The following is a 12488-nucleotide window of genomic DNA, read 5'->3' as shown; positions in this document are numbered from 1 at the left end:
TTGATTATATTGAGATATTAAAGAAGGATGGTAAAAATGATGCCTTTTATTCCGGAAGAACTTGCATCGTATTTAATTATTGTAGAAGGTGGATATAAATTAAAAGAAGGTGCGCCTGATAATGTAAAAAAGATGTTTTCTGCATGGGTTAAAGAAGTTAAAAAGCTTGAATCCGAACAAGTAATCATTAAACGCTAAGTTTTTAGTCTATTTTTAGAGGAGTTAATTGTATTTATTTACAACTGGCAAAAGTGGTGCGATATTAATTGATTATTGATGAAAATGATGTGGTTTTGCTGAAAGATGGTAGAGTGGGGATTGTCGTCTATGTGGGAGAAGATTCTTCTGAATGTTTTGTCTAGTTACAGGGAAACAAGGGTTAAATTGTGGAAGTTTCCCTGCCTCAGATAGAAAAAGTAATATAGCGAATGAAAGAACACTATAAATAATTGATTAAAACTTGATTTATTTAATAACTATTTTAAGAAATGTTGTACAAACACTAGAATTATTTTTAATATTAAAACCACACATGTTAACTTTAGTTCAAGAAGGTAGCTATTTTTACGCATTGAATTCACCTCTTTTAGTTATTATAGAGTGAAAGTTTTTAGCCTACCTATCAGGAATTGAAACGAAAAATTGAAAATTGAAAATGGAAAATTATTTTTAGCCTACATATAAAAGTCTTAAAACATAATTAAAATAAAATAGAAATGCTGTGTTGAGATTTCAGCTGTTTATGAAATGATTAAAATATTTCAATTATTTTATTTTTTAAGCTGATAGATGGAGTTTTTCTGCTTTAAAATAAAAAGGAAAACTCCATATCAGATAAATATCCCAAGTAATATGGGATAAACAGGCTTCTAAGAATTACATATATTTATAATACTATGAAAGGAGGCGCAGTGAATTTATCTTTTCAAAGAAGGATGGATTGAATTTTACAAAATTATTAAATAATTAAGTAAAATTGTAGAAGGAGAGTAAAAGATGAATATACAAAACAAATTTACGAAAAGATTCATTGTGTTATTTCTGTCAGTCTTGTTGCTAATGACAAGCACAATATCTACATCATTTGCAGCAACAAACACATCATTTAAAGATATATCAGGACATTGGGCTGAAAAAGAAATAAATGATTGGACATCAAAAGGTTTAATTGCAGGGTACGAAGATAGTACCTTTAAACCAGACAACCCTATAACAAGAGCAGAATTCATAGCACTGGTAAACAGAAGCTTTAACATTAAAAATACAGCACAAATAAATTTTTCTGATGTGAAACCATCCGATTGGTATTATAGCGATATACAAAAGGCAAAAGCTGCGGGTTTCATATCAGGTTATGAAGACAACACAATGCGACCCAATAAATCTATAACAAGACAAGAAGCAGCATCAATCATTAGCAGATTATTAAACTTAAAAAATACAGACAGTAGTGGTATAAGCAATTTTAAGGATGCAGGAAAAATATCCGATTGGGCAAAAGGTGCCATAAGTTCCGTTGTCAAACAAGGATATATGGGAGGTTACCCTGACAATACATTTAAACCGGAAAATTTCATAACAAGGGCAGAAACAGTAGTTGTACTAAACCGCGTAAAAATAAACAGTACAAATACTAATACAAATACAGGGATTAACAATGAAAATAATCAACCAACAGTAAAAGCAATAGCAGCAGGGGCGTACCATACAGTAGCATTGAAGAACGACGGTACAGTCTGGGCTTGGGGATGGAATGATTGCGGTCAATTAGGCGATGGAACTACAACTAATAGAACTATACCTGTACAAGTAAAAGGAATAAGTGATGTAGTGGCGATAGCAGCAGGAATGTATCATACAGTAGCATTAAAGAACGACGGTACAGTCTGGGCTTGGGGAGATAATGAACATGATCAATTAGGCAATGAAACAACAAAGGAGGAATACCACTCTACACCCGTGCAGGTAAAAGGAATAAGCGATGTAAAAGCAATAGCAGCAGGAGCGTCCTATACAGTAGTATTAAAGAACGACGGTACAGTCTGGGCTTGGGGAGTGAATGAATATGGAAAATTAGGCGATGGAACAACAAATAATAGCTTTACACCCGTGCAGGTAAATGGAATAAGTAATGTAAAAGCGATAGCAGCAGGGGCGTACCATACAGTAGTATTAAAGAACGACGGTACAGTCTGGACTTGGGGATATAATCATTATGGTGAATTAGGCAATGGAACAACAGTGGATAGCTCTACACCCGTACAGGTAAAAGGAATAAGCGATGTAAAAGCAATAGCAGCAGGAGCGTGCCATACAGTAGCATTAAAGAACGATGGTACAGTCTGGGCTTGGGGATGTAATTATTATGGTGAATTAGGCAATGGAACAGCAGTAGATAGTTCTACACCCGTTCAGGTAAAGTGGCAGAACAATTAAATCAAAATATGCTGTGATTTAGAAAGTGTTCTAAAATTTGTTTTATGAAATAATTATTCTAAAAAAGTATAGGAACCCATATGATAGGAAGGGTTCCCTGCTTTTTTATTATCAGTAGACACGGGGACGGTTCTCTTGTCTGCTTAAGGCTCACTTAGTAATGTGTCATATTCAATAAAATTCTCTTAATTTTTGCATATTTATTTTCATCTGTAAGAACTACCAGATAATCACCCGGTAGAAAACTTGTATCGCCCTTTAGTATATTAATTCGGATGCCCCTCTTTTTATAGCAACAAGAATTATGGAAAAAAAGCAAGGATTTGATAAATGATAAGTCGGGGAGGTATTTTTGTGGCAATTATCATTAAATCTCAGAAAAAAATAAGAGAAGCGGTATGGGAGTCTATAATATTACGTAGGGATAAAATCAAATGGATACAAGGAAAATAGTAGACACTCGTAGAGGTGATAAGGAAGTAGCAAAGAGTTATGTCACAAGTTTAGTTAGCTTAAGGAGATGTCCTTTTTTATATCAATTGGTTATTAAGTGAAATTATGATATATTTATATGTGAATAAATAAAAGACTAATTCGACTCTCCTGTTATATGAAAGCAAAGGTGATATTATGGATTTTGAGGTAACAGGTTCATTGATGCAAAGTTATAATATATGCAAAAGGCAGGTGTGGCTTATGGCCCACCAGATAATTCCTAATCAAGAGCACCCATACATTGAGATGGGACGCTTGATCGATGATATATCTTATGACAGGGATAGAAAGAAGCTAAACTTTGAAAATGTTGTTATAGATCTTGTGAGAAATGACAATGGCAACTTGTTAGTTGGGGAAGTCAAGAAGAGCTCCAAGGCTGAAAAGAGCGCAAAGATGCAGCTTCTTTTTTATTTATATAAGCTGAAACAAAACGGTATAGTAGCAAAAGGGCAGCTTTTCTTTCCTGAAGAAAGGAAAAAGGTGGATGTATATCTTACTAGTGAATCAGAAGCAGAAGTTACTAATGCTATAAAAGATATAATCGATATTATACATAGAGACAAAGCACCTAGTTTTAAAAAAATACCTTACTGCAAAAATTGTGGATATAAGGAGTTTTGCTTATCATGAAAAAGCCTGTTTATATTTTTTCAGACGGTGAGCTTAAAAGAAAAGACAACACATTATATTTTGAGGGTGAAAATGGAAGGAAATTTATCCCGGTTGAAAATACTTCAGAAATAATGATTTTTGGTGAAGTCAGTCTCAACAAAAGATTCATTGAGTTTATCTCACAATCGGAGATAATACTTCACTTCTTCAACCATTACGGCTATTACATTGGATCTTTTTATCCGAGAGAGCATTTGAATTCTGGTTACATGATATTAAAGCAAGCGGAAAATTATATTGACGAGAAGAAACGGTTATATATTGCACAAAAATTTGTAGAAGGTGCATATAGAAACATTCGTCAGGTTTTAAAGTATTATCAAAACCGAGGCAAAAATCTAGATGATACTATTTACGCTATAGAAAGATTGGGGAATTTAATAGATGGAACGTCCGATATAAATGAGCTTATGGCTATTGAGGGAAACATAAGGGAGTATTATTACAAATCATTTGATGAGATATTAGGAAATAGTGATTTTGAGTTTGATGTAAGAAGCAAAAGACCGCCGAAAAATTCCCTAAATGTTCTTATAAGTTTTGGAAATTCTCTCATGTATACAACAGTATTAAGCGAGGTTTATAAGACACATTTGGACCCTAGAATAGGGTATCTTCATTCAACAAATTTTAGGAGATTTTCATTAAACCTAGATGTTTCAGAAATATTTAAGCCAATCGTGGTAGACAGGGTGATATTTACAGTTGTGGGTAAAAATATCATTAAAAAAGACGATTTTGATGGTGATGCAGAAGGGCTGCTGCTTAAAGATAAGGCAAAGATGGCATTTATAGAGGAATACGAAGATAAGCTCAAGACGACAATAAAGCACAGGACTCTAGGCAATAATGTTTCATACCGCAGGCTTATACGGCTTGAGCTTTATAAACTGGAAAAACATCTTATGGAAGAGCAAGAGTACACCCCGTTTGTTGCTCAATGGTAAAAAGGTGATATTATGTTTGTCATACTAGTATATGATGTCAATGAGAAGCGAGTAAATAAAGTTTTAAAGACATGCAGGAAATATCTTAATTGGGTCCAAAATTCAGTGTTGGAAGGTGACATATCGGATGCAAATTTCAGAAAGTTAAAGAGTGAGATCTCAAGGATAATCAATAAAGATGAAGATTCAGTCATTGTGTATATTTTGAGAACTACAAAGTATTCAGATAGGGAAATATTAGGCCTTGAAAAAGGTGGGGAAAGTTTGTTTATATGAGATGTGATAAGGAGGATCTACTTTGAAGACTGTTTTGATTTCTTTTATAGGTAAAGGTAAAAAGTCACAAGGCGAAAGTGGATATGCAAAAACCTGTTATGGTTTTTTAGATGGCTATACGTATGAAACAGCTTTCTTCGGGTCAGCACTGTACAATTATTTGAAAGAGAAAGGTAATACTGTCGATAAATGGCTTATATTTGGTACGTTACAGTCATCTTGGTCTGAAATAATAGATACTATTGATTACGACAAACAAAAAGAAGTTGAAGACTTGTATCTTAAGATGATATACTATGAGGAACATAATGGTCTTACTCAAGAGTGCCTTAAAAATCTTGAAAATAGCTTAAGACACTATATAAGTGAGGTATCATTGATAGCTGTAGAGACGACAGAGAGGGAAAAGTACGTGGATAAGCTTATGGAAATGATTCCTGATGAAGATGTACATATCGTGTTTGATTTGACACATGCGCTTCGCCACATGCCGGTAATAATGGCATTTTCGCTGATGTACGTAAGATGTTTTAAAAAGATAGACAATATTGACGTCTACTATGGAGCATTTGATTTAACGAAGGACGGCATAACACCCGTTTACAGAATAGACTTTATAAATGAGCTTTTTTCACTTACAACATCTTACGAGCTTTATAAAAATTCGGGGTATTTTCCACAGCTTCTTAATAACCTAGGCATAAAAGGAAGTGAAAAAACTTACTTCAAGCTTGAGATGAATCGAAGCCCGCGAAAAGAGATAAATGACCTTATAGGGAAATTACAAAAAGTTAAAGATGACAATAAGGACAAAATTTACATAAAGAGTGTAGCAGATGAGATTATTTCGGAGTTTTCATCTATGAATAATCAAAAGACGACACTTGATGAAAGGATGCTTAATAAGGCAAAGTTTTTTTATGATAAAAAGCAGTACCTTATCGCTTTGACACTGATCTTTGAGGCAATATTAGACAAAGCGAATAGGGTGTATAAATTAAATATTAAAGAAGGTAGCAATTACTCTTCATCATTGATAAAATCAAAAATAAGAGAGAAGTTAAACGATGAGGAAGCTTTAAAGACATTTGCTGATTTGGAGCACAGTAGGAATAGTGCTGTGCATGGTGATCCTGCTATAGGGACTCAAAACTACTTAGAAAATCAAAGAGACTTTGAGAAGCTTTTTGCTGAGGCAATAAAGCTTTATGATATGATAAATTAAGAAGGTTCTAAGATAGGACCTTCTTTTATATCACCATTTATTATTTTTCGAGCTATATCAAGGGATATTTGGCGATACTTTGGCTTTTCCACTGAATTTGTTGTATAATTTTTTTATGAAGCTTATGGGAGGTAGTCATATGAGCGGCAACAGTCACATATATGAAATATTTAAAAACAGGGAAAACTTCAAAGATAGACTGATAATAGAAGGAATAGTTGTTGGAATTTTTATAGGAGTTGTAGTATCAATCTTAAGGCTTATATTAGAAAAAGCTGGGATGTATCTTTTGATTCTATATAAAGCTTTAGAAACGAAGATTTATCTTTTACCTATATGGCTTGTGTTTTTAGTTGCATTAGGTATATTTACAAACTATATACTTAAATTGGAGCCTATGATCAGTGGCAGCGGCATACCGCAGGTGGAGGGGACGATTATAGGCTATTTTAAATTAAATTGGCTAAAAATATTTGTATTGAAGTTTGTAGGTACAATATTGATGATAGGTGCTGGACTGTCTTTAGGACGAGAAGGCCCATGTGTCCAGCTTGGTGCATCTTTAGGTCAGGGTGTCAGCAGGTCATTAAAGAGAATGCGCTTTGAGGAGAAGTATCTTATAACATGTGGAGCTGGTGCGGGTTTAGCCGCAGCATTCAATGCTCCATTGGCAGGTGTTATATTTTCACTGGAAGAGCTTCACAAAAATTTTTCTCCAATCGTTCTTGTATCTTCTATGGTGTCGTCCCTTACTGCCACATACATTACAGATACTTTTTTGGGTTTAAAGACGGTATTTGATATTACTAATTTGCCGATTGTTCCGTTTTCTAAATATATTTATCTTTTAGTTCTTGGAGTTGTAATAGGGCTTGGAGGTATTTTATTCAACAAATCACTTCTAAAATCACAAGACTTATATAATAAATATGTAAAGATCCCACAATTAAAGATCTTTATTCCTCTTTTAGTATCAGTTATTGTAGGGCTTTCTATACCTATGGTTCTGGGCGGTGGCGAGAGCCTCGTAGATAAGATAAGCAGTGTAAATTTAGGTTTTGCTTTTGTCATTTTGCTGCTTATATCAAAATTTTTGTTTACGATGGTAAGCTATGGATCTGGAGTGCCAGGTGGCATATTCATGCCTCTTCTTGCAATTGGGGCATTGATTGGAAATTTATATGGCATAATAATTATACATATTTTTAATATTGATCAATTGTACTTAAAAGATTTTATTGTATTAGCTATGGCCGGGTATTTTGCTGCCATTGTCAGGGCTCCTATCACAGGTAGTCTTTTAGTTACAGAGATGACAGGCTCATTTAGCCATTTGCTTGCATTAAGCACTGTATCAATAACAGCTTATATTGTATCTGGTCTTTACAGAAATATGCCTATATATGAATCACTGCTTGATAGGATAATAAAAAATACTAATAGTACAAAGGTAGATGATAATGATGATACTGGGAAAATCTTGTTTGAGATGCCTGTTGCCGTTGGATCTTTTGTAGATGGCAAGAAATTGAAAGACATAGAATGGCCCCATAACTGTCTCGTAGTTGGAATAAAAAGAGGTGGGAAAGAGATTATTCCTAAAGGAAATACAAAAATCTTGTCTGGAGATTATATAGTCCTGATTGGCGATGAGAATAATGTGGTGGATATAAAAAACAACATAAGAAAGATGACTGAGATATGAAAAAAGCAATAGGTATTTTCAAAAAGCCTGTTGACTTTTTTATTTTGTGCGAATATAATTATTTAGTATCCGAAATATTTGTATACAAAATATACAATTACGAAATATTTGGGAAGAAGGTGAATGAAATTTAATGGAAATCAACGAAAGATTAGATATATTAAGCACGCTAAAGTCCATAATGAATTTGATTCATAAGAATATAGAAGATCAATTTAGGAAATTGAATATTACAGGTCCTCAAGGGATGATAATAGGCATTCTTATGCATCATGGCGAAATGAAGATAAGTGACTTAAGCCAAAAGATGGGACTTACAAACAGTACTGTATCAGGCATAATAGACAGGCTTGAGAAGCAAGGAATGGTTAAAAGAGTGAGAAGCAGCGACGATAGGAGGGTTGTCTATGTAAAGATCGCTGATGACTTTAAAAGGAACGCAAAAGAAGTCTTCAGTGATATAGATAAAAAGTTTGAAGCAATGATGAATAAAGCGACGGATGAAGAGCACGAAGCAATAGTAAAAGGATTGAACACATTAAAAAAATTGATTGAATCAATGGACGATAAATCTTAATAACTATATATTAAGGAAAGGTGGTAAAGTTAATGCTTAAATTGAGGAAATATTTTAAGCCTTACATCTTTATAACTATTGTTGCAATATTGTTCATATTTATTCAGGCTATGAGCGATTTGGCGCTTCCTGACTACATGTCCAACATAGTAAACCAAGGCATACAGCAAGGCGGAATAGTAAATGCTGTGCCGTCGGCAGTAAGGCAAAGCATGATGGATAAACTCACGCTGTTTATGAATGACGATGATAAAAAAGAAGTTTTGAGTGATTACACATTGATAGATAAAAATAGCTCAGACTACGATAAATACGTAAAACAATATCCTACTTTGAAAAAAGAGCCTATTTACGTACTTAAAAATATCGATAAATCCGAGGTAGATAAGATAAATCCTGTAATGGGCAAGGCTTTTCTAGCTGTTTCTGCTGTTGACAAGATGAAGTCCAGTGCAAAAGGCGGATTTATTACATTTAATAATACAAAGATCCCTGCAAATATGGATTTATTTGCACTTTTTGCAAAGCTTCCTGAATCAGAGAGGCAGAAAATAACAAACGACATGGACAAGAAGTTTACGGCCTTAGGAGACAATATGGTTACACAGGCTGCGGCGGCAGAAGTAAAATCAGAATATAAGGCGCTGGGTGTTAATACTGATAAAATTCAGATGAATTACATCCTGACTACTGGTCTAATTATGCTTTTAATAACGATTTTAAGCGCAGCTTGTGCAATACTTGTAGGCTTCTTAGGATCAAGGGTTGCTGCGGGATTTTCAAGAGATATAAGAAAGAACTTATTTACGAGAGTTGAGAGCTTTTCAAATACGGAGTTTGATAAATTCTCTACAGCATCTTTAATAACCAGGACTACAAACGACATTACGCAGATACAGATGCTAATAGTCTTTATGATTAGGATGATATTCTACGCACCAATGATAGGAATTGGTGGTGTTATTAGGGCTGTAGGAAAGAGTGCATCTATGTCGTGGATTATAGCTCTGGCAGTTATAATACTTTTAGGTCTGGTGTCAATTATTTTTTCTATCGCACTGCCGAAATTTAAATCTGTTCAGAAGTTAGTTGACAGGCTAAATCTTGTTGCACGTGAAAATTTAGCAGGAATGATGGTTATAAGGGCATTTAATACACAAGAGTTTGAAGAGAACCGGTTTGATAAGGCAAACAGCGACATCACAAATACGATGCTATTTATAAACCGCGTCATGATAACAATGTTTCCAGTCATGATGCTTATAATGAACGGCATTACGCTTCTGATTGTGTGGGTAGGCGCCCATGAGATTGCCAATTCATCGATGCAGGTGGGCGACATGATGGCATTTATGCAGTACGCTATACAGATTATCTTTGCATTCTTGATGATGTCTATGATGTTCATAATGATACCTAGGGCATCTGTATCAGCATCCCGTATAGCTGAAGTGCTAGAAACTGAGCCGACAGTTGTAGATCCCAAAGAAAGCAAGAAGTTTGATGAAAGTCAAAAAGGTGTTGTTGAATTTAGAAATGTTTCATACAGGTACCCTGGTGCAGAGGAAGATGCTATAAAGGATATTACGTTTAAGGCTGAGCCAGGCAAGATTACAGCTATAATTGGTTCAACAGGATCTGGGAAGTCTACACTTGTAAACTTGATTCCGAGGTTTTACGATGCGACAGAAGGGCAGGTTTTAGTAGACGGTGTGGACGTTAGGGATGTAAAGCAGCACGATTTAAGAGAGAAAATCGGCTATGTACCGCAGAAGATCTCGCTATTTAAAGGCACTGTCATGTCAAACATAAAGTTTGGCAATGAAAATGCCACAGATGAAGAGGTTAAAAAGGCAGCTGAAGTTGCACAGGCATCAGAGTTTATTGAGAGGCTTCCAGATGGATATCAGAGTGAGATATCTCAGGATGCTACAAATATATCAGGTGGACAGAAGCAAAGGCTTTCAATAGCAAGGGCTCTTGTAAAAAAACCTGAGATATATATATTTGACGATAGCTTCTCAGCACTTGACTTTAAGACAGATAGAGCATTAAGAAGGGCATTAAAAGAGTACACCAGAGACAGCACAGTCATAATAGTAGCACAGCGTATCTCAACAATAATGAATGCGGATCAGATTATAGTACTTGATGACGGAAAAATAGCTGGAATAGGCACACATGAAGAGCTTATGAAGAACTGCGAGACATATAGAGAGATCGCTTATTCACAGCTTTCAAAGGAGGAATTGGCATAATGGATGGAAGAAGACCTCAACAGCCAAGGCGTCCCGTCATGAGGAGACATGGCCCTATGGGTGGTCATGGTCCTATGATAGGTGGGGAAAAGGCCAATGACTTTAAAGGGACGATGAAGAAGCTCATGTCATACCTTGGTGTATATAAGATATCAATATTATTCGTGATAATATTTGCAGCAGGAAGTGCAGCACTTTCCATAGCTGGACCTAAAATACTCAGTAAAGCTATAACAAAACTTTATGAAGGCGTTATGGCAAAGATAGCAGGTACAGGCAATATTGACTTTGACTACATCGGCAGGATAATCCTAATGCTTATAGGTTTGTATATTTTAAGTTCGGGTCTTGGCTATATACAGGGATGGATAATGACAAACGTAGCCATGAAAGTTACGTACAAATTTAGACGGGACATAATGGAGAAGATAAACCGCATGCCACTTAAATACTTTGATGGTACAAATCACGGTGAGATATTATCCCGTATAACAAATGACGTTGACACAATAAGCCAGACATTAAACCAGAGCATAACCCAGATTATCACATCTGTCACATCGGTAATCGGTGCTTTAATAATGATGCTTACCATAAGTGTGGAGATGACAGGTGTCACATTTTTGATGATACCTATATCTATGGGCATCATCGCCCTTATTGTTCGCTTTTCGCAGAAGTACTTTAGAGAGCAGCAGGACTATCTTGGTCATGTGAACGGTCATGTAGAAGAAATGTACGGCGGTCATGTAGTCATGAAGGCATTTAACTACGAAGAAAGAAGCGTAAAGAAATTTGACGAGTACAACAATGAACTTTACAAAGTTGCTTGGAAATCCCAATTTTTAACGGGTCTTATGATGCCTATAATGAACTCTGTAAGCAATTTAGGATATGTAGGTGTCGTCGTATTAGGAAGCTACCTTGCTATAAAAGGGACGATTGAGGTAGGCGATATTCAGGCGTTTATACAATATGTAAGGTCATTTACACAGCCGCTAGCGCAGATTGCCAATATTTCAAACATCCTTCAACAGACGGCAGCATGTGCTGAGCGCGTCTTCGAGTTTTTGGATGAGGAAGAAGAAGTGCCTGAGACAGAGAATCCTATAAAACTTGAGAATGTAGAAGGACATGTGCAATTTGATCATGTACACTTTGGGTACAATCCAGATAAGATAATCATAAATGACTTCTCAGCAGACATAAAACCGGGGCAAAAGGTAGCTATTGTAGGGCCGACTGGTGCTGGTAAGACTACGATAGTAAAACTTTTGATGAGGTTCTACGATGTAAATTCAGGAAGGATACTGATAGACGGCCATGACATTAGAGAATTTACAAGAAGCGACTTAAGGTCATTGTTTGGAATGGTATTGCAGGATACATGGCTTTACAATGGTACGATAATGGACAATATAAGGTATGGAAATCTAAATGCTACAGATGAAGAAGTCATAAAAGCCGCAAAAGCAGCTCATGTAGATCACTTTGTCCACACGCTGCCAGATGGGTACAATATGGTTTTAAACGAAGAGGCTTCAAACGTCTCACAAGGGCAGAAACAGCTTATAACTATAGCGAGAGCTATACTTAAAGATCCTAAGATATTGATACTGGACGAAGCTACAAGCTCTGTTGATACTCGTACAGAGATCCTTATACAGAAGGCCATGGACAATCTGATGAAAAACCGCACAAGCTTTATTATCGCTCACAGGCTTTCTACCATAAGAGACGCTGATCTCATACTTGTTATGGATCACGGCGACATTGTAGAGCAAGGCACACACAAAGAGCTTCTTGCAAAAGGCGGATTTTACGCTAAGCTTTACAATAGCCAGTTTGAAGATGAAGAAGTTGCAAGCTGAAAGAAAAGGGAACTTTCCAAGAG

The 12488-nt window shown here is 35.7% G+C and carries 11 protein-coding genes; all 11 read left to right on the top strand.

Annotated elements, in window-relative coordinates; translation table 11 throughout:
• Positions 1-36 precede the first annotated feature (36 nt).
• The 11 genes from TTHE_RS14460 (at position 37) to TTHE_RS12930 (ending at position 12465) form a co-directional block, all read left to right on the top strand.
• Positions 37-198: a hypothetical protein gene (locus TTHE_RS14460; protein ID WP_013299025.1), complete on the top strand. Its 162-nt coding sequence runs from the start codon at positions 37-39 to the stop codon at positions 196-198.
• A 798-nt stretch (positions 199-996) separates the two neighbouring features.
• Positions 997-2436, top strand: a complete 1440-nt coding sequence (locus TTHE_RS13800; protein WP_013299024.1) for an RCC1 domain-containing protein — start codon at positions 997-999, stop codon at positions 2434-2436.
• A gap of 630 nt (positions 2437-3066) precedes the next feature.
• Positions 3067-3564, top strand: a complete 498-nt coding sequence (cas4, locus tag TTHE_RS12965) for a CRISPR-associated protein Cas4 (protein ID WP_013299021.1) — start codon at positions 3067-3069, stop codon at positions 3562-3564.
• On the top strand, positions 3561-4553 hold the full coding sequence (cas1b, locus tag TTHE_RS12960; RefSeq protein WP_013299020.1) for a type I-B CRISPR-associated endonuclease Cas1b: 993 nt from the start codon (positions 3561-3563) through the stop codon (positions 4551-4553). The genes cas4 and cas1b overlap by 4 nt, the downstream gene beginning before the upstream one ends.
• A 12-nt stretch (positions 4554-4565) precedes the next feature.
• Positions 4566-4829, top strand: a complete 264-nt coding sequence (gene cas2 / locus TTHE_RS12955) for a CRISPR-associated endonuclease Cas2 (RefSeq protein WP_013299019.1) — start codon at positions 4566-4568, stop codon at positions 4827-4829.
• Positions 4830-4851: 22 nt separating this feature from the next.
• Positions 4852-6054: a TIGR02221 family CRISPR-associated protein gene (csx2, locus tag TTHE_RS12950; RefSeq protein ID WP_013299018.1), complete on the top strand. Its 1203-nt coding sequence runs from the start codon at positions 4852-4854 to the stop codon at positions 6052-6054.
• Between the two features lie 139 nt (positions 6055-6193).
• A complete protein-coding gene (locus TTHE_RS12945) occupies positions 6194-7759 on the top strand; it encodes a ClC family H(+)/Cl(-) exchange transporter (protein WP_013299017.1) in 1566 nt (521 codons plus the stop codon).
• Positions 7756-7893, top strand: coding sequence for a hypothetical protein (locus TTHE_RS14455; RefSeq protein WP_013299016.1), 138 nt, complete (start codon positions 7756-7758; stop codon positions 7891-7893). Before TTHE_RS12945 ends, TTHE_RS14455 begins: the two co-directional genes overlap by 4 nt.
• The gene (locus TTHE_RS12940) at positions 7893-8336 is read left to right on the top strand and encodes a MarR family winged helix-turn-helix transcriptional regulator (protein WP_013299015.1); all 444 of its coding nucleotides are present in this window, start codon (positions 7893-7895) and stop codon (positions 8334-8336) included. Before TTHE_RS14455 ends, TTHE_RS12940 begins: the two co-directional genes overlap by 1 nt.
• Before the next feature lie 32 nt (positions 8337-8368).
• On the top strand, positions 8369-10594 hold the full coding sequence (locus TTHE_RS12935) for an ABC transporter ATP-binding protein (RefSeq protein WP_013299014.1): 2226 nt from the start codon (positions 8369-8371) through the stop codon (positions 10592-10594).
• Positions 10594-12465 (top strand): ABC transporter ATP-binding protein, encoded by a 1872-nt coding sequence (locus TTHE_RS12930; protein WP_013299013.1) that lies wholly within the window; start codon positions 10594-10596, stop codon positions 12463-12465. Before TTHE_RS12935 ends, TTHE_RS12930 begins: the two co-directional genes overlap by 1 nt.
• Positions 12466-12488: the final 23 nt, after the last annotated feature.

The sequence above is a fragment of the Thermoanaerobacterium thermosaccharolyticum DSM 571 genome (assembly GCF_000145615.1).
Taxonomy (GTDB): Bacteria; Bacillota; Thermoanaerobacteria; order Thermoanaerobacterales; family Thermoanaerobacteraceae; genus Thermoanaerobacterium; species Thermoanaerobacterium thermosaccharolyticum.
The sequence above is the reverse complement of the archived record's forward strand: the minus strand, read 5'-3'. Positions and strand labels throughout refer to the sequence as shown.

Excerpts from the sequence above, each read along its gene's own strand:
- TTHE_RS14460 (WP_013299025.1), top strand. The coding sequence starts at position 37 with ATGATGCCTTTTATTCCGGAAGAACTTGCATCGTATTTAATTATTGTA.
- TTHE_RS13800 (WP_013299024.1), top strand. The coding sequence starts at position 997 with ATGAATATACAAAACAAATTTACGAAAAGATTCATTGTGTTATTTCTG.
- cas4 (WP_013299021.1), top strand. The coding sequence starts at position 3,067 with ATGGATTTTGAGGTAACAGGTTCATTGATGCAAAGTTATAATATATGC.
- cas1b (WP_013299020.1), top strand. The coding sequence starts at position 3,561 with ATGAAAAAGCCTGTTTATATTTTTTCAGACGGTGAGCTTAAAAGAAAA.
- cas2 (WP_013299019.1), top strand. The coding sequence starts at position 4,566 with ATGTTTGTCATACTAGTATATGATGTCAATGAGAAGCGAGTAAATAAA.
- TTHE_RS12945 (WP_013299017.1), top strand. The coding sequence starts at position 6,194 with ATGAGCGGCAACAGTCACATATATGAAATATTTAAAAACAGGGAAAAC.
- TTHE_RS14455 (WP_013299016.1), top strand. The coding sequence starts at position 7,756 with ATGAAAAAAGCAATAGGTATTTTCAAAAAGCCTGTTGACTTTTTTATT.
- TTHE_RS12940 (WP_013299015.1), top strand. The coding sequence starts at position 7,893 with ATGGAAATCAACGAAAGATTAGATATATTAAGCACGCTAAAGTCCATA.
- TTHE_RS12935 (WP_013299014.1), top strand. The coding sequence starts at position 8,369 with ATGCTTAAATTGAGGAAATATTTTAAGCCTTACATCTTTATAACTATT.
- TTHE_RS12930 (WP_013299013.1), top strand. The coding sequence starts at position 10,594 with ATGGATGGAAGAAGACCTCAACAGCCAAGGCGTCCCGTCATGAGGAGA.